Source organism: Cryobacterium sp. TMT2-10 (genome assembly GCF_004403075.1).
GTDB lineage: Bacteria > Actinomycetota > Actinomycetes > Actinomycetales > Microbacteriaceae > Cryobacterium > Cryobacterium shii.
This window is the reverse complement of record NZ_SOGW01000031.1, coordinates 1-19904: the sequence shown is the minus strand read 5'-3', so window position 1 is coordinate 19904 and position 19904 is coordinate 1. Positions and strand designations below refer to the sequence as shown.

The window sequence follows — 19904 nt, the reverse complement described above, 5'->3', positions numbered from 1 at the left end:
GGGGCGACGGAACGAGCAGCCGCCGGGTACGTCGCGCGGGTGCGCTTCGGGTAGCTCATTCGTCGGCGTCCAGGTCACTCACGGTGAACACGCCTGTCGAGGTCCTGAGGTCGAACCCGTCGGCGCGCATCTTCCTGGCGGCATCGGCGAGCGGGTCACCGACCCCGAAGTCGAAGTCGAGGGTGGCATCGTCCAGCCGAGTCGCCCGGCACCGGCCGAGGATCTCGAGCACCTCGTTGATGTCGTCACGATCGAGGACCGGCTCAGCGAACAGAACGCCGGCGGTCGGCGTGTACGTGTCACCGTCCAGGCCGTGGTCGACCTTCACGCTCGGCGAGTTGACAACCATGATTACTAGGTGCCGGTCGTCGGGGCGCTTGACGAGCGGGCCCTGCAGCCGGTCCATGCCCTGGCGATCTGCGTCGGGCAAGCTGCCCGAGAGTTTGACTCCCATGATGGGGTCCTTTCGTTTGGTAGAGGGGGTCCGCGTCAATGCGCGGAGCTGGCCTTGCTGTCGAGGTGGATCGCGGGGCCGGTCAGGCCGGGGCGGGCTCGGCGAGCGACCACACCTGGGCGCGGTAGTTCGACTTCGTGAGGCGGAACTCGCCGTCGACGAGGACGACGCGGCCGGCCTCGGCGAGTTCGGATCGGGCCGTCCGGAGCCGCTGCGGGGAGAATGGAACACCACTCTTCGCCGCGCGGGCGGTCAGCTCGTGATCCGCCATGGGGCCGACGGAGGTGAGCAGCATCAGGACCGCGGTCTGCGACTCCGGCAGAGCCACGGCCCGCCCCGCGTCCACTGAGGTGACCGGGTGCGACGACTTGCTGCGCGGAGACTTGCCGTCGAGCGCCATGCTCACTGCCGCACCGTCACGATCGTGAAGGATGCGCGGGCCGCGGCACGGGTCGCCATATCACCCGACGACAGCGCCGCCATCATCGCGCTGTCCGGCTTGATGGTGAATCCGAGGTGCTCCGGTGCGCCCATGCGGACGACGATGGAGCGAGCAGCCACGCGCTCGCCGGTGGCCGGTCGAGCGTGACGAGCGTGACGAGCAGATGGTGCCGTGTTCTGAACCATGGGAAGTGCCCTTTCGATTGGTTCGATTCCGCATCGGCGCACGCCGGCGGATTCCCCTCCGAGTGAGGGGCAAGAAAATGGGGCTAGATCAGCCCCGCGAGTGCGACTGTCACTAGGCAGCCACGGCGGGGATCAGGTACATCTCCCGCCTGGCGGCGATACGAACGAGTAGCTCCTCGTATGTCGGACCGCCCGGGCGAACTGCCCGCCGCGCGGCCTCTTCGAGGGGGTAGGCGTAAAGGACCCGATAGCAGTTCGCCAAGACGACCGATGCCGCCTTGATGCACTCCTCGCGGGAGGCCATTACGCGGCCTGCGCTAGGCGTTCTTCTGGCATCTGCTTTACGACCGCGGTGGCCTTGACGACGTCGAATGCTTCGCCGAGTCCAAGACCGAATGCATCGCAGAAACCGGCCATGAATGCGCCGGACGGCTGACCACCGTTGTCGATGCGGCGCAAGGTTGAACGGTCAGTTTGAACGAGTCGAGCGAATGCTTCGTCGCTGTTGATTCCGCGTGTCTCGCGGAGGCGATCGATGAGACCTGGCTTGATTTTGATGGCGACCGACACGTCCACCTCCTGTTGTGTTTTTGTTTCGGTATGTAGTGAATGTACACCAGCAAAACTGGGGCTGGAGCGGTTCTACTACGGCGTGTTGCGATAATGCACACAAACCCCCGGTGAAGCGTGGGTAAAAGCTTCCACTCTGTTGCAAAAGTGCTACATTAAACGCATGACCCAGACACTCGTTGACTTCCTCCACTCGGCCACATCGGGTGCCAGCAACCGTGCAATGGCGGACCGAATCGGCATGACCCACACCACCCTCAAGGCGCAACTTGCCAGTGATAAGACGCCCGGCCTCACGCTCGGACAGCTGTGCCGCGCGTACGGAATCTCATTCGGTGACGCAGCCGTTGCAGCCGGCTGGGTAACCGAGAACGAACTGCGCGCATCGAGCGGGCAGCTTCACCTCGCCAGCGTCAGCGACCTCGACATCTCGAAGGAACTGCTGCGCCGAGTCGCCGCAGGCTCCGCCAGTACGGCGCTCACCGAACCCGCCGCTGAGGAGCTCATCAACGATGTCCTACGCGAGGTGGAAGATGCACGGGAGAAGGGTCGACGCTCGGACTACGCCGTCGCAGCAGATGATGATGAAGATGAAACACCAGGAGGCGACGATGGAGACGACCGGGCGGGCCTATGACCCCCACGAGCACGCAGCGCTGCTCGGCATCAATGTGGTCTACCGGAAGCTCCGCACCGCCAACGGTTTGTGGATTCCCGAACTGCAAACGATCTACCTGCAGTCGCGAATGAGGACCATCCACGAGCGGTCCGTGCTCACACACGAGATCGGGCATGTCATCCTCGGTCATAGCAACGCGACCCCGCGGCAAGAGGTTCAGGCGGATCGATGGGCATCACGCAGGCTCATCGATCATTCTGAACTGGAACGCGCTGCGGCTGTCACCGACGACCCCGGCATCTGGTGTCACGAGCTCAACGTTTCCGCCAAACTCCTCAGCCGTTACATGAAGGACAGCCGAGCATCATGAAGCTCCACGTCGTTCCGGACACCCCGCCCCGCGCGGTCCTGTACTTGCGCCAGTCCGTCTACCGTGACGACTCGATAAGCATCGAGATGCAAGAGTCCGCCGGCCGCGACTACTGCGACCGTATGGGCTACGACATCGTCATGATCGAAGCCGACCAGGGGCTATCCGGTCGCAAGTGGGACAACCGCCCTGCGGTGAAGCGCGTCATCGACATGATCGAGGCGGCCGAAGCCGACGTCGTGATTCTGTGGAAGTGGTCGCGCCTCTCGCGCAGCAGGCGCGATTGGGTTCTCGCCGCCGACCGTGTCGACGTAGCCGGCGGTCGCATCGAGTCGGCGACCGAGCCCATCGACACAGCGACGGCATCCGGGCGGTTCGCCCGCGGCGTGATGACGGAGTACGCAGCTTTCCAGTCTGAGCAGATCGGCGAGCAGTGGGAAGAAGTGCGCCAGCGTCGGCTCCGCCTTGGACTCCCGACGTCGGGGCGGCTCCCGTGGGGTTGGCGCCGTACTGACACAGGGATCGAGCCCAACCCAGAGCAAGCCCCGCTGGTTGTCGCGATGTACCGCAAATACCTCGCCGGGAACGGTTCAGCCGCTATCTCCCGCTGGATGAACGCCCAGGCGATCCCGTCGCCCAATGGCGGGACATGGAACCGTGTGCGCCCGTTCACCGTGATGGATTCGCCCATCCACGCTGGCAAGGTGCCATACCGGGGCGAGGTCTACGAGGGCCAGCATGAGGGAATCATCGACCAGGCGACGTGGGACCGCTACCAGGCCATGCGGAAAGACCGAAGAGGGACGGGTGCTAAGCCCCGTCAATCGGCCTACCTGCTCTCCGGCCTAGTGCGCTGCGGGTGCGGGCTACGGATGCAGGGCAAAGGCGCGGTCACCGGCGGCATCTGGTACGGCGGCTACATCTGCACCTCCATGGACCCCGAACACGGACGCAACTACGTGTCCGCGAAGAAGCTGGAACCACTCGTACAGACGTGGCTCGAATCGCTGGCGGAGGAACTCGACGCCGCGGTCGACCTCGCCCCGAAGGTCGAAAATGAATCCACTCTCGTGCGGCTCCTTGCCGAGCAGAATGCTCAGCAGCGCCGCATCGACAAGCTGACCTCGCTGTACATCGACGACAAGGTATCTGATGCTTCCTACGCAGCCGCGAGGTCCGAGGTCGAAGCGAGACAGACCGAACTCCGTGAGCAGATCAGCGAGGTGAGGACGGTCCTCGCCGGGGTGCCGGACGTGTCCCGCGATCTCGTTCGAGACATGGTGCGCGACTGGGAGCTCTTCGATGTGACCGGCCGGCAGGAGCTAATCGGCACGGTACTGCGTCGCGTGGGACTCAACATCGACGCTCAATCGGCCAGCTTCGATTCCCTGTGGGGGCACTCGTCACTTTTGCACTGGTAATCGTGATTCTGCGCGGCGACGAGGTGCGCGGCATCCTCACCGACCTGGTGCGCAATGCCCTCACCGTGGGGTAGCCGACCGGTGCCGCGGCACACCGCAGAGCGTGGCAGCGTCACCGCCGAATTCGCGACCGTCGTGCCGGCCGTGCTGCTCGTGCTGGCCTGCTGCCTGGGGGCCGTGCAGGTCGTCGGCCAGCAGGTGCGGTTGACGGATGCCGCGGCCGGCGCCGCCCGGTCCCTTGCCCGCGGGGACAGCACCGACCGGGCCGCGGGGCTCGTCGACCGGGCCGTGCCGGGCACCTCGCTGACGTCGGAGCGGCGCGGCGAATTCGTCTGCGTGCGGCTCAGCGTGCCGAGCGCCTTCTCGCCCTTCGCAGCCTTCGGGCTGACCCTGACGGCCGGGTCCTGCGCGCTCGCCGGGGGGCTCTGATGCGGCGGACCCTGTTTCGATGGACCCGGATGCGCCGGTTCCGCACCTGGATGTGCCGGGCTCAGTTTCCGCGCACGCGGTCAGGGCGCGGCGAACGGGGGTCCGGCACGGTGCTCGCGGTCGGGGTGATCGGCGCGGTGCTCCTGGTGACGGCGGTGGTCGTTCCGCTGTTCGCCGTGCTGGCGGTCGGGCGGGCGGTGCAGGGGTCCGCGGATGCCGCGGCGCTGGCCGCCGCCGACACGGCCTCGGGCGCCGTGGCCGGGGTGCCCTGCGAGGCCGCAGCCGAGGCGGCCAGGCTCAACGGGGCATCCGTCACCGCGTGCTCGGTCGAGGGGCTGATCGCCTCGGTCAGCATCGGGCGCGGCTACCTCGGCCTCGACCTGGGTGCACGGTCACGCGCGGGACCGCCGCCCGGTTGACCTGCGCGGTCGGCGGGGCGGGAAGGTCAGGCGGGTCAGACCTACTGGCCGGATCTGTCGAGCCGGGTCAGTCGCGTCGGTTCAGTCGCGCCGGATCAGTCGAAAACGGCCTCGATGAAACGGTAGTCGACGGCGGTGGGGCGCTCCGGAAACTCGGATGAGCCGAATTCGAGGCCGGCGCCGCGCATGTACAGATACCGCTTCTTGCCGGAGTCGGCCGGGATTTCGAGTCGCGGCCGTGGATCACCGGATTCGAGGAACTCGGTGGTGACGGTTTTGCCTTCGAGGGGGCCGTCCGTGAGCTTCGCGGTGTACGTGCCCGTTGCTGTTGTAGCCATGTTTCTATTGTCTCCGCGAGCGCCTGCCTGGCAACCCCCAATGCCGGTGGCGGTCCGGCACGAGTTGGCAGGGACTCCGGTGCAGTGTGTATGGTGTGCCTTGGCCCATCCTTGGACCCGTACCTATAAAGAGGAGTCTGGTGCCAGGCACTAAGAAGCTGGTCATTGTCGAATCGCCGACGAAAATGAAGTCGATCGCCGCCTATCTGGGCGACGGCTACGAGGTTTTGTCCTCGGTCGGCCACATCCGCGACTTGATTGAGCCCAAAAACCTCCCGCCGGAACTCAAAAAGGGTCCCCTCGGCAAATTCTCGGTCGATGTGGACAACGGCTTCGAGCCGTACTACGTCGTGTCCGACGCGAAGAAGAAGACCGTGGCCGAGCTCAAGCGGGCCATGAAGAACGCCGACGAACTCCTGCTCGCAACTGATGAGGACCGCGAAGGCGAGGCCATCGCCTGGCACCTGCTGCAGGTGCTGCAGCCCAAGGTCCCCGTGAAGCGCATGGTCTTCCACGAGATCACCAAGGAAGCGATCCTCCAGGCCAAGGACAACACCCGCGACCTCGACACCGCCCTCGTCGACGCCCAGGAGACCCGGCGCATCCTCGACCGCATCTACGGCTACGAGATCTCGCCCGTGCTCTGGCGCAAGGTGGGCCCCGGCCTGTCCGCCGGCCGGGTGCAGTCCGCGGCCACCCGCCTCGTCGTCGAGCGCGAACGCGAACGCCTGGCGTTCGTGTCGGCCGGCTACTGGGACCTGATCGCCCAGCTCGCCCCTGGCACGTCGGCGACGGATGCCGCGTTCCAGTCCAAGCTCGTCCGCCTCAACGGTGAGCGCATCGCGTCCGGCGGCGACTTCGACGACCTCGGCCAGCTCAAGCCGAAGGTGTCCGCGGTCACGCTCGACGAGGCATCCGCCCTCGCTCTCGCCGACGCCCTCAAGGAGCCGTCCGTCGCGCTGACCGTGACGAAGGTGGCCTCCAAGCCGTACCGGCGCAGCCCGGCCGCGCCGTTCACGACCTCGACCCTGCAGCAGGAGGCCGCCCGCAAGCTGCGCTTCACCGCCCGGCAGACCATGAGCGTGGCCCAGTCGCTCTACGAAAACGGGTACATCACCTACATGCGTACCGACTCGCCGTCGCTCTCGCAGCAGGCGATCACGGCCGCACGCACCCAGGCGTCGGCGCTCTACGGCGCGGAAACCGTGCCCGACAAGCCCCGCCTGTACAAGGGCAAGAGCAAGAACGCACAGGAGGCGCACGAGGCGATCCGCCCGTCCGGCGACACCTTCCGCACCCCGCCCTCGCTCGCGTCCACCCTGCGCGGCAACGACTTCAAGCTGTACGACCTGATCTGGAAGCGCACCGTCGCCTCGCAGATGGCGGATGCGACCGGTTCGACCGCGTCGGTCACCATCGCGGCCGGCCCGACCGGTCCCGCCGCGCACCCCGCGGCATCCGGAGCGCTCGCCGAGTTCTCCGCCAGCGGAACCGTGATCACCTTCCGCGGCTTCATGCTGGCCTACGAGGAATCCCGCGACGAGGAGCGCAACGCGCCCACCGACGCGACCGAGTCGAAGCTGCCGCCGCTCGAAGAGGGCCAGAAGTTGACCCTGCTCGAGGTGGAGGCCAAGGGCCACGAGACCACCCCGGCCGCCCGCTACACCGAGGCCAGCCTGGTCAAGAAGCTCGAAGAGCTCGGCATCGGCCGCCCGTCGACGTACGCATCGATCATCTCCACGATCACCGAGCGCGGCTACGTCACCCCGCGCGGCCAGTCCCTGGTGCCCAACTGGATCGCGTTCTCCGTCGTGCGCCTGCTCGAGGAGTACTTCTCCGACCTGGTCGAATACGACTTCACCGCCGAGATGGAAGACGACCTCGACCGCATCGCCGACGGCAAGGCCGACCGGGTCGACTGGCTGACCAGCTTCTACTTCGGCTCCGAGAAGCACCGCGGCCTGCGCCAGGTCATCGACAACCTCGGCGAGATCGACGCCCGCTCGATCAACTCGATGCCCATCGGCGATGACATCACCCTGCGCATCGGCAAATACGGTCCCTACCTCGAGGTCATCGACCCCGACGCGTCCCCGGATGCGCCGCCGCGCCGCGTCAACATCCCGCCGGACCTCGCGCCCGACGAACTGACCCCGGCGAAGGCCCGTGAACTCATCGACGCGCCGGTCATCACCGACCGCGTGATCGGCGTGAACCCGGAGAACGGCAAGAGCATCGTGGCGAAGGACGGCCGGTTCGGTCCCTATGTCACCGAGCTGGAGCCGGTCGCCGAGGTCGTCGAGCCGGGCGAGACCATCGACCCGGTGACCGGCGAGGTGACGCTGCTATCCGATTCGGTTGCCGCCGAGGCCGCCGCGACGACCACGGCCGCCACGGCAGCCGCCGCGGCCAAGCCCAAGCGCAAGGGCGCGGTTAAGAAGGTCGCCGCCGTGAAACCGCGCACGGCTTCGCTGTTCAAGACCATGGACCTGGCCACGATCGACCTCGACACCGCTCTGCACCTGCTCGCCCTGCCGCGCACGGTGGGCGTCGACCCGGAATCGGGTTCCGAGATCACGGCGCAGAACGGCAAGTTCGGCCCCTACCTGAAGAAGGGCGTCGACACCCGTTCGCTGACCAGCGAGGACCAGATCTTCGAGATCGACCTGGCCGGCGCGGTCGAGCTCTACGCCCAGCCCAAGTACGGCGCACGGCGGGCGTCGAGCGCCCTCAAGGAGTTCGAGGCGCCCGACCCCGAGAGCGGCAAGGCCATCAAGATCAAGGACGGCCGGTTCGGCGCCTACGTCACCGACGGCGTCACCAACGCGACCATCCCCAAGGCCGAAACGGTGGAGGAGGTCGACTTCGACCGCGCCGTACAGCTGCTGGCCGACAAGCGTGCCAAGGGACCGGTCGTGAAGAAGGCCGCGGCCAAGAAGGCGCCGGCGAAGAAGGCCCCGGCCAAGAAGGCGGCCGTGAAAAAGGCGCCAGCCAAGAAGGCCGCCGTGAAGACGACGACGGCGTCGGGGGCCACCACCACCGTGCGGAGGGCTCCGGGCACGAAGACCGGGGCGGCGAAGACCAGTGCCGCGAAGACCAGTGCCGCGAAGGTCGGGACGGCCCGCGCCGCAGTGGTCAGGACCCCCGCCCAGAAGGCGGCGACCGCAGCGAAGGCCGCAGCGACCCGGGCGGCCACCGCGGCCGCCAAGGCCGCCGCGAACCAGGCATCCGCGCAGTCGTGACCGGGCTGTTCATCACGGTCGAGGGCGGCGACGGGTCAGGCAAGACGACCCAGTCGCAGCTCCTCACCGACTGGCTCGAGCAGGGCGGACGCACCGTCCTGCGCACCCGCGAGCCCGGCGGCACGCCGGTCGGCGTCCTGATCCGCGAGATCGTGCTGCATCACCGCGGCGAGGTGTCCCCCCGCGCGGAAGCGCTGCTCTACGCGGCCGACCGCGCGCAGCACATCGCGACCGCGGTGCGCCCGGCGCTCGCCCGCGGCGAAGTGGTGATCCAGGACCGCTACCTCGACTCATCCGTCGCCTACCAGGGTGCCGGGCGGGTGCTGGGTGCGGACGAGATCCGCGAACTGTCGCTCTGGGCGGCGGAGGGTCTGCTGCCCGAGCTCACCATCCTGCTCGACCTCGACGAGGACGTCGCCCGCGGGCGGCTCGACGCCGATAACAAGCGGTTCGACCGGCTGGAGGCCGAGAAGAGCGACTTCCACCGCCGGGTGCGCGCCGCGTTCCTCGGGCTGGCTGCGGCCGAGCCGGAGCGTTTCCTGGTCGTGGATGCCGCGCTGCCGGTCGCGGAGATCGCCGCCGTCATCCGTGAGCGCGTCGCCGCACTGCTCTGACCTTCCGCAGTCGCGGGCATGAGTCACTCCCAGGCCGGCGCCGCCGCAGAAACCCCCGCCCCTAACGAATTCGACGGAGATTTTGCCCGTACACACTGTTTTGGGCCCTAAACCGGCCGTTTTCGGCAAAATCTCCGTCGAATTGGTTCGGCACCGGACACGGCGCTTCGCTGGGCGCTTCGCTGGGCGCTCGCTCGGCTGACCACGCCTCAGCACGAGTTCCAAGCCCTCTGTCACCGGCGGAAGGTACTCTGGTTCGATGCGAGTCTGGGACGATCTGACGGGTCAGGCGGATGCGATCGCCATCTTCCGCGCGGCGGCCGAAGGGCCGGCCGGCGATGAGGCGCGCTCGGCGGCGCCGTCGGCCATGACGCACGCCTGGCTGATCACCGGCCCGCCCGGATCCGGCCGCTCGAATCTCGCCTTCGCGTTCGCTACCGCGCTGCTGAGCCCGGGCACGGAAGACGGCCAGGAGACCACGCGGCGCCTCGTCGACGCGCGCACGCATCCCGACCTGATCGTCCTGTCGACCGAGGGCGTCATCATCAAGATGGAATCGGTCAAGGAAGCCGTGAAGCGCTCGCAGTATTCGCCCTCGGTGGGCCGGTACCGGGTGATCGTGGTCGAAGACGCCGACCGCATGGTCGAACGCACCTCGAACGTGCTGCTCAAGGCGCTCGAAGAGCCGCCGGAGCGCACCGTGTGGATCCTCTGCGCCCCGAGCGAAGCCGACCTGCTGCCCACCATCCGGTCCCGCGTGCGCTCGGTGCGGCTGCGCGTGCCGAGCATCGACGACGTCGCCGGCCTGCTCGTCGCCCGCGACGGCGTCGATCCGGCCACCGCCGAGCGGGCCGCGCGCGAGGCACAGAGCCACATCGGCATGGCGCGGCGCCTGGCGACGAACCCCGAGGCGCGCGCCCGGCGTGAGGAGACCCTTAGGGCGGCCCTCGGCATCCGTGGCGTGTCCGCGGCCGTGAACGGCGCTGCCCGGCTGCTGGCCATCGCCGGCGACGACGCGAAGGCGATCACCCTCGAGCGTGACGCCGCCGAACGCGAGGGCGTGCTGCGATCGCTGGGCGTGGAGCCCGGCCAGTCCGTGCCGCCCGGGCTGCGCAGCCAGATCAAGGCCCTCGAAGACGACCAGAAGCGGCGGGCCACCCGCAGCCTCCGCGACGGGATCGACCGCATCCTGGTGGACCTGACCTCGCTCTACCGCGACGTGATCATGGTGCAGCTGGGTCGCGAGGCCAGCGTGATCAACCGCGAGCTGCTCTCTGAGGTGCGGGCCGCGAGCGCCGCCTGCGCGCCCCCCGCGACGCTGGCGACACTGGATGCGATCGCCCAGGCCCGGCAGAGAATCGAATCGAATGTGGCGCCGGCCCTTGCCCTCGAGGCAATGCTTGTCTCGGCGATCCGCCGATGACATCGCCCACGCACCAGGCACCACGGAAGAGGAACCCGTTGACCAGACGAACCCGTTTGCGCACCGCCCCGGTGCTGGCTGGAAAGACGGTGCTGGCCCGCACCACGGTGGCTGCGCTGGTGTTCGCGCTCGGCCTGACCGGCTGCGTGCCGTTGTTCCTGCCGCAGCAGGCGCCGACGACGTCCGCCCCGACGGGTGAGAAGGTCAGCGCCGCCCTCAAACCGTTCTACAGCCAGGTGCTGAAGTGGAAGGACTGCGGCGACGGCCTGCAGTGCACCACGGCCTCGGCGCCGCTCGACTGGACCGACCCCGGCACCGAGAAGGTGGACCTGGCGCTGGTGCGGCATCCGGCCACGGGCACCCGGGTCGGCTCCCTGCTCGTCAACCCCGGCGGCCCCGGCGGATCCGGGTACGACTTCGTGAAAGAGTCCCTCGACTACGCGACGGATGCGAAGCTGCAGGCCGGTTTCGACGTCGTCGGGTTCGACCCCCGCGGCGTCGGCCGCTCCTCGAGCGTCACCTGCTACGAGCCCGCCCAGATGGACGAGTACCTCTACGGACTCCCCGTCGCGGCCCGCGGCTCGGACGCCTGGATCCAGGAGCTCACGGTGGCGGCCGCCGACTTCGGCGACGCCTGCCAGAAGAACACCGGCGCCCTGCTCGGCCACGTCGACAGCGTCAGCGCAGCGCACGACCTCGACCTGCTGCGCGCCGTCCTCGGAGACAAGAAACTCAACTTCCTCGGCTACTCCTACGGCACCTTCCTCGGCGCGACCTACGCCGAACTGTATCCCGGCAAGGTGGGCAGGCTCGCCCTCGACGGCGCGCTGGACCCCTCCACCACCAACGCCGACGTCACCCGGGTGCAGGCCACCGGCTTCGAAAACGCGCTGCGGTCCTACCTGGCCGACTGCCTGGCGGGGGAGAACTGTCCCTTCGACGGCTCCGTCGACGACGCCATGGCCACCATCGGGGCGCTGCTCGCCTCGGTCGACGTGAGTCCGATCACAGCCACGGATGGCCGCCAGCTCGGCGCGAACACGCTGCTCACGGCGATCATCTACCCGCTCTACCAGGCCACGGCGTGGCCCAACCTGAGCGAGATGTTCACCAGCGTGCTGAACGGGGACGCCGACGTGGCCTTCCAATTCGCGGACGGCTACAACGGCCGCTCCGCCGACGGCAAATACCTCGACAATTCCACCGAGGCCTTCATGGCCATCAACTGCGTCGACTACAGCTACAACGCGGACCCTGCGCTGATGCGCGCCCAGGCCGCCGAGATCGAGGCCGCCGCGCCGACGATCGGCAAGTACATGACCTTCGGCGATATCGGCTGCGCGAACTGGCCGTACAAGTTCACCGGGGAACGCAGCCAGATCAAGGCCGAAGGGGCCGCCCCGATCCTGGTCGTCGGCACCACGAACGACCCGGCAACCCCGTACGTCTGGGCCCAGAGCCTCGCCGACCAGCTCGACAGCGGCGCCCTCGTCACCTACACGGGTGAGGGGCACACCGCCTACAACAAGTCGAACGCCTGCGTGAACACGGCCGTCGACGACTACCTGCTGAAGGGCGCGGTGCCCGCGAGCGACCCGATGTGCTGACCCAGGCCAGGCCAGGCCCAGCCGGACCCGGCCCGGTCGGACGGGCCGGGCATCCGGCTGCAGATTTGCGCACCGTGTAAGAATTGAGCCATGTCGGTGCATAACGATGAACCCGGCCTGCGCGAGCGGAAGCGGCTGGCGACCAGGCGTGCCATCCAGCGGGCGGTCCTGACCCTGTCCTGTGACCGGGGCCTGGAGAAGGTGACCGTCGAGGACATCAGCCGGGTCGCCGACATCTCGCCGCGCACGTTCTTCAACTACTTCGCGTCCAAGGATGCCGCGCTGGTCGGCGACGAACTCGACCTGGCGTCGGAGCCGGAGATCGAGGCCTTCGTGCACGCTGGGCCGAGCGAGGACATCCTGGCCCAGCTGGCCGTATTGCTCTCCGACAGCCTGCGCAGCACGGAGGGCGACCGCGAGATCCACCAACTGCGCCGCACGGTGATGAAGGAGAACCCTTACCTGTTCGGCATGCGGATGGCCACCCTGCGCACCTTCGAGGGCCGGCTGCAGGAGATCATCGGCCGGCGCTTCGTCACCGACCACCCCGAGCTCGGTGCCGAGTCGGCCGAGCTGCAGCAGAAGGCCCTCCTCTTCACGCTGGTCACGGTGGCGGCGCTCCGCCACGCCTGGCGCTGCTGGGCCGAGGAGGAACCGGCGCGGCCGTTGGCCGAGCATGTGACGGCATCCTTCGCGCAGCTGTGCGAGATGACCCGCCAGACCAGCTAAGCTTGGTTGCTGTGTCACCGAGCGTCTCCGCAAGGGGAAATCGTGCGTCACGCCGCCTTAGCTCAGTCGGTAGAGCGTCTCACTCGTAATGAGAAGGTCATCAGTTCGATTCTGATAGGCGGCTCCACGTAAACTCTCCGCCCTCGGTCACCCGGACCCTCCGCGTTGGTCGTCGCCCGGCCACAACCCCGGCCCGCCGTTGAACGAATTCGACGGAGATTCTGCTGTAAAACTGTTGTTTTCAGGGTTTTGAGCCCGATGTGGGCAAAATCTCCGTCGAATTCGTTAGGGGCACGCTGTGGTGGTCTCGCGGGCGGGTGCAGGGGCGGGTGCGGGCACAGCGGGGGAGGATGCGGTTTCGACGCCGGGGATGCGGTCCGCGGCGGCCGGCCGGCGGTTCGCCCTGGCGGCCATGCTCGGCGTGGCGGCCTATGTCCTGGTGGACGTCGTGCTGCAGCTGCTACCGCCGCACTACAGCCCGATCCGCGACGCCGAGAGCAATCTCGCGGTCGGCCCGTACGGCTGGCTGATGAACCTCAACTTCCTCGGCCGAGCGGTCACGACCGGGGCCGCGGTCCTCGCCATCGGCTCGGTCGGTCCCGCCTCCCGCACGCGGCGCACCGGTCTGCTGCTGTTGCTCATGGGGGGAGCGTGCTCCGCGATCCTCGCCGCCCTGCCCACGGATGTCCCCGCACCCGGCGACCTGGTTGTGCGCACCCACACTCCCACCGGCCTCGCGCACCTGGGTGTGGCCGGGTCGGGGTTCCTGGCTGCCCTGGCCGCGGTCACCGTGCTGACGGTCTGGATGCGCGGCAGCGACGTGCACCGGGCCGTCCCGGCGGCCGTGAGCCTCGCCGCCCTGGCCGCCGCCGGGCTGCTGGCGCTGGGGGTGACCACCGCGTTCGTCCCGGAGCTGCTGGGCCTCGCGGAACGGCTGTGCCTGGCCGGCATCCTCGGCTGGACCTATCTGGTGAGCGCCGCCATCCGTCGCCCCGGCCGGCCGGCCAGCCCAGGCCTGACCCGCCGGCCAGCCCAGGCCTGACCCGCCGGCCAGCCCAGGCCTGACCCGCGCGCCTGACCAGCAGCCCGGCAGGCCCGCTCGCGCCGCGCACTCGCTAGGCTCGTTCCATGACCGACTCAATCCGCTGGGGAATCCTGGCCACGGGCGGGATCGCCCACTCCTTCACGAACGACCTCGTCCTGAACGGCTTCACGGTGCAGGCGGTCGGATCTCGCTCGCAGGCCTCGGCCGACGCCTTCGCGGCGGAGTTCGGCATCCCCACGGCCCACCCGAGCTACGAGGCTCTGGCCGCCGACCCGGATGTCGACATTATCTACATCTCGACCCCGCACCCGTTCCACGCCGAGAACGCCAGGCTCGCCCTGAACGCCGGCAAGCACGTGCTGATCGAGAAGCCGATCACCCTGAACGGGGCCGAGGCGCGCGAGATCGCCGACCTCGGTGCGCGGCTGGGGCTGCTGGTGCTGGAGGGCATGTGGACCCGTTTCCTGCCGCACATGGTGAGGATCCGTGAGATCCTCGCCGAGGGAACCCTCGGCAACGTTCGCTCCCTGATCGCCGACCACACCCAGGACCTGCCGGACGACCCGGCGCACCGGCTGAACGCCCTGCACCTGGGCGGCGGGGCGCTCCTCGACCTCGGCATCTACCCGATCACGTTCGCCTCCGAACTGTTCGGACGCCCCGAGACCGTGCTCGCGAGCGCGACCTTCAAGGCGACCGGCGCCGACGCGCAGGTGGCCACGATCTTCCGCTACGCGGGCGGGCAGATCGCCCAGACCCTGTCGGCCAGCGACACGGCCGGCCCGAACACGGCCACCATCCTCGGCACGCGAGGCCGCATCGACATCGACCGAACCTGGTACGCGCCCACGGACTTCCGGGTGCTCAACAGCGCCAACGAGGTCGTCGAGACCTTCACCGCCGAGATCACCGGGCGCGGCATGCACTACCAGGCGGCCGAGGCCGAGCAGCTGATCCGGGCCGGCAAGATCTCGAGCGACATCATGCCGGTCGAAGAGGCGGTGGCGATCATGGAGACGCTCGACCTGGTGCGCGCGCAGATCGGGCTGCGGTACCCGGGCGAATAGCGAAACCCCGAGCCGGCGTGCCCCTAACTGGGGTGCCCGCAGCGCGGGGCAACCGGCCGCCGCCCCCTCCGTCGGGTGGTGCCCGCCGATATTCTGACCAACACGAGGGGGAGGCGATCGAGTGGGGATGCTTGGAGTGCGCGCGCTGACGGCGCCGATCCGCCCCCGCGGCCCTGCCACCCTCCTGCTCTGGCTGGCGTGGACGCTGGTGGCCGGCGCGGCCGTCGCGTCTCTGCTCACCGGCTTCGGCCCGCCGAGCGCGGTCAGCGGCTGGTTGAACGTGCTCGCCCAGTGGGCGGCGGTCGTGCTCTGCTGGGTGGAGGTGCGACGGGCCGGTTCCGGGCGCGTCCTCGAGCCGCTGGTGGCCACGGCCGTGACCGCCTTCGCCGCCGGTCACGCCACCTACCTGCTGACAACGGATGCCGCCGCTCCGCATCCGTTCCCGTCGGGGGCAGACGTGGGCCATCTGGTGTTCAACCCCCTGATCCTGGCGGCGCTCTTCGTGCTGGTCTACCGGCAGCTGCGCACTCTCTCCTGGCTGGTGACGCTCGACAGCGCCGTCGGGGTCTTCGGCGCGGCCGCCGTGCTGTCGGTCGTCGTCGGCCCGATCCTGGCCGCCGGGAGCGGCGCGCCGTCGCCGGAGGCGCTGCTGGCGGTGGCCTACCCGTCCTGGGACCTGACCATGGTGGCCGTGGTCACGGGCATCGCCGCGGCGCACGGCCTGAGCGTCGGCCGCAACTGGAACCAGCTGATCCTCGGCCTGCTGATCTTCACGGTCGCCGACTGCCTGTTCGCCTTCCGGGCCACCGGCCCCGGCTACGTGATCGGCACCCCGCTGGACCTGGGCTGGACCGTCGGCCTCCTGCTCGTGGCAGTCTGGCTGCGCGGGTCGACGGCGTCCCGGGCGGAGGCGGCCCCTCCGGTTCGCGGTGCGTGGGCGATGGTGGTGCCCTCGATGGCCACTGTGTGCGGCATCGCGGTGCTGGTGCTGGCCAGCCAGGTGCGGGTGCCCGTCACCGCGGTGGTGCTGGCCAGCCTGGCCCTCGTCGGAGCGTCGATTCGCACCATTGTCGCGTTCGGCGAGCTGCGGCGCACGGTGAACCTGCTCGCGCAGACCCGCACCGACGAACTGACCGGCCTGCTGAACCGGCGGGCACTCTACGCGGATGTCCCCGGGCTCTTGGAGGACGGGGGCCGCCGCGCCCTGCTCCTGCTGGACCTGGACCGGTTCAAGGAGGTCAACGACAGTCTCGGCCACGACGCCGGGGACCGGCTCCTCCTACAGGTCAGCGCGCGGCTGGCGCAACTGGCGGGCGCCGGAGACCTGCTGGCCCGGCTCGGCGGCGACGAATTCGCGATCCTGCTCGACGGGGCGGGCGAGGCCGAGGCGGAGGTGGTCGCCGTCACCCTGCGGGACGCGCTCGCGGTACCGTTCACCCTGGCCGGGATCGCCCTGACGACCACCGCCAGCGTCGGCATCGCCCTGTTCCCGCAGCAGGGTGCCGACCTCACGGTGCTGCTGCGCAAGGCGGACATGGCGATGTACAAGGCCAAGTCCTCCCGCACGGGACACCACGTCTACCGCCCCATCGACGACAGTCACGGGGACAAGCGGCTGCGCACCCTGGAGGAGCTGCGCAGCGCGCTGGTCGACGACGAGTTCGTGTTGCACTACCAACCGAAGATCGACCTGCAGAGCGGTGCCGTGCGGGGGGTCGAGGCGCTCGTGCGGTGGCAGCACCCCACCCGCGGGCTGCTCTATCCGGATGCCTTCCTGGCCGTGGTCGAGGAATCCGGCCTCATGCACGACCTGACCCAGGTGGTGCTGGCCGAGGCGCTGAACCAGGCGGCACGCTGGCACCGGAGCGGAAAGCCCCTGTCCGTGGCCGTCAACTTCTCGGCCAGCTCGCTGGTCGACGAGAGCCTGCCCGAACGGATCGGGGAGATGCTCCGAACGCGCGGCCTGCCGGCTTCGGCGCTGCAGGTGGAGGTCACCGAGGATTTCCTGATGTCGGACCGAGGCCGAGCCCACGACATCCTGACCCGGGTGCGGAGCCAGGGCATCCGGATCGCCGTCGATGATTTCGGCACCGGTTACAGCTCCCTCGCCTATCTGCGCGACCTGCCCATCGACCAGCTCAAGCTGGACCGGTCGTTCGTGACCCCGATGACGACGGATGCCCGCGCCTCGGCCCTGGTCTCCTCGACCGTGGTCCTGGCCCACAGCCTGGGCCTGACGATGGTGGCGGAGGGGATCGAAGACGGGGAGGCCTTCGCGGTCCTGGCCGGCTACGGCTGTGACGAGGGCCAGGGGTACTTCATGTCGAGGCCGGTTCCCCCGGACCAGCTCGATCGATGGCTCACCGACCGCGAAGCGGACGCCGCAGTGGGCGCCCCGGCCCGGCGGCGGACACTCAGCCCCGCCGCCGAACCCGCGGGCTGATCCCAGCCGCCCACCCCCGTTCTGGGGTGTGCCGCACGACGCCCGTGGCTCTGGCCCTCCGGCGGCCTCCGCTAGCGTGAAGACAACGGCAAGCGGGGGGAGCGATACACGTGAACGCTCCCGGCTCCGACCGGCCCGACGGCCATCGGCCCCGGCCGGCTTCCTGGCTGATCCGCTTCATGTGGCTGCTCCTGGCCGCCTACTTGGCCGGTCTGCTCCTGCAGGGCTCCGGGTTCAGCCCCCTGGTCAATGGCTGGCTGGGCACTTCGACGCAGTGGCTGCCCGCGCTGGTGTGCTGGGCGGCCGTGCTCCGCGCCGACACCGGTCGGCTGCAGCTGGCGCTGGTTGCGGCGGGCGTCACCGCTTTCGCGGTCGGCTACAGCTACTTCGTGGCGCTCGGCTCGGATGCGCTGCCGTTCCCGTCGTTGGCGGACATCGGTTACCTGCTGTTCTACCCACTGATCCTGGCCGGGCTGGCCGTGCTGGCGCACCGCCAGCGCGGGGAACTGCCGCGGTCGGTCCTGGTCGACGGCGCCATCGGATCGCTCGGCGCGGCATCCGTTCTCGCCGTGGGGCTCAACCCGATCATCGAGTCCGCCGTGACCGGGCCGATGTCCCTGGCCTCCGCGATCGCGGCCGGGTACCCGCTGCTCGACCTGCTGCTCATCTCGGTGATCACCGGCATCGCGGCGGTACGAGGGCTCGACGTCGGCGGCCGCTGGTCCCTCTTCGTACTCGGGCTGCTCGCCTTCACGGCGACCGACGTGTCCTACGCGTTCGAGGTGGCCGGTGACACCTATCGGGTCGGCACGCCCACGGATGCGGGCTGGGCGCTCGGGATGGCGCTGATCGCGGTCTGGGCGGGCGACCTCGCGCGTCCCGGCTCCCGGCCCAGTCGCCCGCTGACCGGCGCGTGGACGCTCCTGGTTCCCGGGCTGGCCACGGTGGCGGGTATGGGGGTCCTCGTCCTCGGCACCCAGGTGCCCATCTCGCCGCCGGCCGTGATCCTTGCCGCGGTGACCCTGGTGCTCGGTGCGGTCCGCACCCAGCTGGCGTCCCGCCAGATCGGACGGATGGCCGACCTGCGGCGCCAGGCCAGCACGGACGACCTGACCGGGCTGCCGAACCGGCGGGCCCTCCGAGCCGAAGCCCTCGTCCGCCTCGCGCCGGGCACCAGCCGGCCGTGCGCGCTGCTGCTGCTCGACCTGGACCGGTTCAAGGAGGTCAACGACAGCCTCGGGCACGACGTCGGCGACCTGCTGCTGGTGCAGGTGGGGTCTCGGCTGAGTCGGCGGCTGCGGGCCGGCGACCTGCTCGCTCGGCTGGGCGGGGACGAGTTCGCGGTGCTGCTCGACGGAGCCGACCAGGAGAGCGCCGTGGCCGTGGCCCGGCAGCTGGACCAGGTGCTGGCCGAGCCGTTCACGCTCGAGGGCATCGCGCTGGAGACCAAGGTCAGCATCGGCATCGCCCTGTTCCCCGACCAGGGCGATGACCTCAAGGCGCTGCTACGCAAGGCCGACATGGCCATGTACAAGGCCAAGTCCGCGCGCAGCGGACACCACGTCTTCAACGGAGCCGACGACAGTCACGGCGACGCCCGGCTTCGGCTGCTGGAGGAGCTGCGCCTGGCGTTGACCCATGACCAGCTGGTGCTGCACTACCAGCCCAAGATCGCGCTGGGCTCCGGCGAGGTGCTCGGCGTGGAGGCCCTCGTGCGGTGGCAGCACCCTAGTCGGGGGCTCCTGGCCCCCGACGCGTTCCTGACCCTGGCCGAGGAAGCCGGGCTGATGCGCGAGCTGACTCGAATCGTGCTCTGCACGGCGCTGGACCAGGCCGGCGCCTGGCGGGCGCAGGGCACGCCGCTGACCGTCGCCGTCAACATGTCGCCCAGTTCCCTGATCGAGGCGGATTTTCCCGAACGGATCGACGCCATGCTCTCGCTGCGGGGACTCTCGCACTCGGACCTGATGCTCGAGATCACCGAGGACTTCCTGATGGCCGACCGGGACCGGGCCAGGGATGTGCTGGAACGGCTGCAGGCCAGCGGCATCCGTATCGCCGTGGACGATTTCGGCACCGGGTACAGCTCCCTCGCCTACCTCAGGGACCTGCCGATCGACGAACTCAAGCTCGACAAGTCCTTCATCATGCGGATGGCCGGCGACGACCGGGCCGCGGCGCTGGTGGCGTCCATCATCCACCTGGGACACAGCCTCGGCCTGAGCCTGGTCGCGGAGGGAGTCGAGGATGCGCTCGCCTACGAGATGCTCCGCGGCTACGGCTGCGATGAGGCGCAGGGCTTCCACATGTCGCGGCCCCTGCCGGCCGCCCGGTTGGACGAGTGGCTCGCCGCCCGCGAGCTGAGCGTCGCCGATTCCCGCTCCGATACGGAATTTGATGCTCCTATTGTTGTCAAGCGCTGACTTTCGGTTGTTCACTGAGCCATGTGCGGTAGCGCTCAGAAAGGACTCGATCTTGGGTGGCGCC

General features: G+C 69.1%; 19 protein-coding genes, 1 tRNA gene and 1 pseudogene. 16 read left to right on the top strand and 5 right to left on the bottom strand.

The window, feature by feature from the left end; translation table 11 throughout:
* Positions 1–55: 55 nt before the first annotated feature.
* From E3T37_RS03450 to E3T37_RS03440, 4 genes are all read right to left on the bottom strand, one after another.
* Positions 56–454, bottom strand: a complete 399-nt coding sequence (locus E3T37_RS03450) for a hypothetical protein (protein ID WP_134365444.1) — start codon at positions 452–454, stop codon at positions 56–58.
* 82 nt (positions 455–536) lie between these two features.
* Positions 537–860, bottom strand: a complete 324-nt coding sequence (locus tag E3T37_RS03445) for a hypothetical protein (protein WP_134365443.1) — start codon at positions 858–860, stop codon at positions 537–539.
* Positions 857–1015 carry a hypothetical protein gene (locus tag E3T37_RS16700; protein WP_166806064.1) on the bottom strand — a complete coding sequence of 53 codons (159 nt, stop codon included), beginning with the start codon at positions 1013–1015 and terminating at the stop codon, positions 857–859. The genes E3T37_RS03445 and E3T37_RS16700 overlap by 4 nt, the downstream gene beginning before the upstream one ends.
* A gap of 369 nt (positions 1016–1384) precedes the next feature.
* Entirely contained in the window at positions 1385–1651 is a 267-nt protein-coding gene (locus E3T37_RS03440; protein ID WP_241985455.1) for a helix-turn-helix transcriptional regulator, read from the bottom strand.
* Between the two features lie 163 nt (positions 1652–1814).
* Here E3T37_RS03440 and E3T37_RS03435 point away from each other — a divergent pair, with 163 nt between their 5' ends.
* The 6 genes and pseudogenes from E3T37_RS03435 to E3T37_RS03410 all read left to right on the top strand — a co-directional run bounded on the left by E3T37_RS03435 (position 1815) and on the right by E3T37_RS03410 (position 4909).
* On the top strand, positions 1815–2288 hold the full coding sequence (locus E3T37_RS03435) for a hypothetical protein (RefSeq protein WP_134365441.1): 474 nt from the start codon (positions 1815–1817) through the stop codon (positions 2286–2288).
* Positions 2263–2640, top strand: a complete 378-nt coding sequence (locus E3T37_RS03430) for an ImmA/IrrE family metallo-endopeptidase (protein ID WP_134365498.1) — start codon at positions 2263–2265, stop codon at positions 2638–2640. Before E3T37_RS03435 ends, E3T37_RS03430 begins: the two co-directional genes overlap by 26 nt.
* Positions 2637–4061 carry a recombinase family protein gene (locus tag E3T37_RS03425; RefSeq protein ID WP_134365440.1) on the top strand — a complete coding sequence of 475 codons (1425 nt, stop codon included), beginning with the start codon at positions 2637–2639 and terminating at the stop codon, positions 4059–4061. Before E3T37_RS03430 ends, E3T37_RS03425 begins: the two co-directional genes overlap by 4 nt.
* Positions 4037–4135, top strand: a pseudogene (locus E3T37_RS17280) (DUF4244 domain-containing protein); the annotation flags it as partial. The gene E3T37_RS03425 and the pseudogene E3T37_RS17280, both read left to right, overlap by 25 nt.
* A 7-nt stretch (positions 4136–4142) precedes the next feature.
* Positions 4143–4490 (top strand): TadE family type IV pilus minor pilin, encoded by a 348-nt coding sequence (locus tag E3T37_RS03415; RefSeq protein WP_241981073.1) that lies wholly within the window; start codon positions 4143–4145, stop codon positions 4488–4490.
* Positions 4490–4909: an Rv3654c family TadE-like protein gene (locus E3T37_RS03410; protein ID WP_241975883.1), complete on the top strand. Its 420-nt coding sequence runs from the start codon at positions 4490–4492 to the stop codon at positions 4907–4909. The genes E3T37_RS03415 and E3T37_RS03410 overlap by 1 nt, the downstream gene beginning before the upstream one ends.
* Before the next feature lie 95 nt (positions 4910–5004).
* On the opposite strand, the gene E3T37_RS03405 is transcribed toward E3T37_RS03410, so the two are convergent.
* Positions 5005–5247: a hypothetical protein gene (locus tag E3T37_RS03405; RefSeq protein ID WP_134365437.1), complete on the bottom strand. Its 243-nt coding sequence runs from the start codon at positions 5245–5247 to the stop codon at positions 5005–5007.
* A gap of 140 nt (positions 5248–5387) precedes the next feature.
* Between E3T37_RS03405 and topA the strand changes: the two genes are divergently transcribed.
* The 10 genes from topA (at position 5388) to E3T37_RS03350 (ending at position 19840) form a co-directional block, all read left to right on the top strand.
* Positions 5388–8489, top strand: a complete 3102-nt coding sequence (gene topA / locus E3T37_RS03400; RefSeq protein WP_134365436.1) for a type I DNA topoisomerase — start codon at positions 5388–5390, stop codon at positions 8487–8489.
* Positions 8486–9103, top strand: coding sequence for a dTMP kinase (gene tmk, locus E3T37_RS03395; RefSeq protein WP_241975882.1), 618 nt, complete (start codon positions 8486–8488; stop codon positions 9101–9103). Before topA ends, tmk begins: the two co-directional genes overlap by 4 nt.
* A 259-nt stretch (positions 9104–9362) precedes the next feature.
* Positions 9363–10526 carry a DNA polymerase III subunit delta' gene (locus tag E3T37_RS03390; RefSeq protein WP_134365434.1) on the top strand — a complete coding sequence of 388 codons (1164 nt, stop codon included), beginning with the start codon at positions 9363–9365 and terminating at the stop codon, positions 10524–10526.
* On the top strand, positions 10523–12133 hold the full coding sequence (locus tag E3T37_RS03385; RefSeq protein ID WP_134365433.1) for an alpha/beta hydrolase: 1611 nt from the start codon (positions 10523–10525) through the stop codon (positions 12131–12133). Before E3T37_RS03390 ends, E3T37_RS03385 begins: the two co-directional genes overlap by 4 nt.
* A 90-nt stretch (positions 12134–12223) precedes the next feature.
* Entirely contained in the window at positions 12224–12862 is a 639-nt protein-coding gene (locus E3T37_RS03380; RefSeq protein WP_134365432.1) for a TetR/AcrR family transcriptional regulator, read from the top strand.
* Between the two features lie 51 nt (positions 12863–12913).
* Positions 12914–12989: transfer RNA gene (locus E3T37_RS03375), tRNA-Thr, on the top strand.
* A 243-nt stretch (positions 12990–13232) separates the two neighbouring features.
* Entirely contained in the window at positions 13233–13904 is a 672-nt protein-coding gene (locus E3T37_RS03365; RefSeq protein WP_134365431.1) for a DUF998 domain-containing protein, read from the top strand.
* A gap of 86 nt (positions 13905–13990) precedes the next feature.
* Positions 13991–14974 (top strand): Gfo/Idh/MocA family protein, encoded by a 984-nt coding sequence (locus tag E3T37_RS03360; protein ID WP_134365430.1) that lies wholly within the window; start codon positions 13991–13993, stop codon positions 14972–14974.
* A 127-nt stretch (positions 14975–15101) separates the two neighbouring features.
* Positions 15102–17417: a bifunctional diguanylate cyclase/phosphodiesterase gene (locus E3T37_RS03355; protein ID WP_241975887.1), complete on the top strand. Its 2316-nt coding sequence runs from the start codon at positions 15102–15104 to the stop codon at positions 17415–17417.
* 110 nt (positions 17418–17527) lie between these two features.
* Positions 17528–19840 carry a bifunctional diguanylate cyclase/phosphodiesterase gene (locus E3T37_RS03350; protein ID WP_134365428.1) on the top strand — a complete coding sequence of 771 codons (2313 nt, stop codon included), beginning with the start codon at positions 17528–17530 and terminating at the stop codon, positions 19838–19840.
* Positions 19841–19904: the final 64 nt, after the last annotated feature.

Excerpts from the sequence above, each read along its gene's own strand:
- E3T37_RS03450 (WP_134365444.1), bottom strand. The coding sequence starts at position 454 with ATGGGAGTCAAACTCTCGGGCAGCTTGCCCGACGCAGATCGCCAGGGC.
- E3T37_RS03435 (WP_134365441.1), top strand. The coding sequence starts at position 1,815 with ATGACCCAGACACTCGTTGACTTCCTCCACTCGGCCACATCGGGTGCC.
- E3T37_RS03430 (WP_134365498.1), top strand. The coding sequence starts at position 2,263 with ATGGAGACGACCGGGCGGGCCTATGACCCCCACGAGCACGCAGCGCTG.
- E3T37_RS03425 (WP_134365440.1), top strand. The coding sequence starts at position 2,637 with ATGAAGCTCCACGTCGTTCCGGACACCCCGCCCCGCGCGGTCCTGTAC.
- E3T37_RS03410 (WP_241975883.1), top strand. The coding sequence starts at position 4,490 with ATGCGGCGGACCCTGTTTCGATGGACCCGGATGCGCCGGTTCCGCACC.
- E3T37_RS03405 (WP_134365437.1), bottom strand. The coding sequence starts at position 5,247 with ATGGCTACAACAGCAACGGGCACGTACACCGCGAAGCTCACGGACGGC.
- E3T37_RS03390 (WP_134365434.1), top strand. The coding sequence starts at position 9,363 with ATGCGAGTCTGGGACGATCTGACGGGTCAGGCGGATGCGATCGCCATC.
- E3T37_RS03385 (WP_134365433.1), top strand. The coding sequence starts at position 10,523 with ATGACATCGCCCACGCACCAGGCACCACGGAAGAGGAACCCGTTGACC.
- E3T37_RS03380 (WP_134365432.1), top strand. The coding sequence starts at position 12,224 with ATGTCGGTGCATAACGATGAACCCGGCCTGCGCGAGCGGAAGCGGCTG.
- E3T37_RS03365 (WP_134365431.1), top strand. The coding sequence starts at position 13,233 with ATGCGGTCCGCGGCGGCCGGCCGGCGGTTCGCCCTGGCGGCCATGCTC.
- E3T37_RS03360 (WP_134365430.1), top strand. The coding sequence starts at position 13,991 with ATGACCGACTCAATCCGCTGGGGAATCCTGGCCACGGGCGGGATCGCC.
- E3T37_RS03355 (WP_241975887.1), top strand. The coding sequence starts at position 15,102 with ATGCTTGGAGTGCGCGCGCTGACGGCGCCGATCCGCCCCCGCGGCCCT.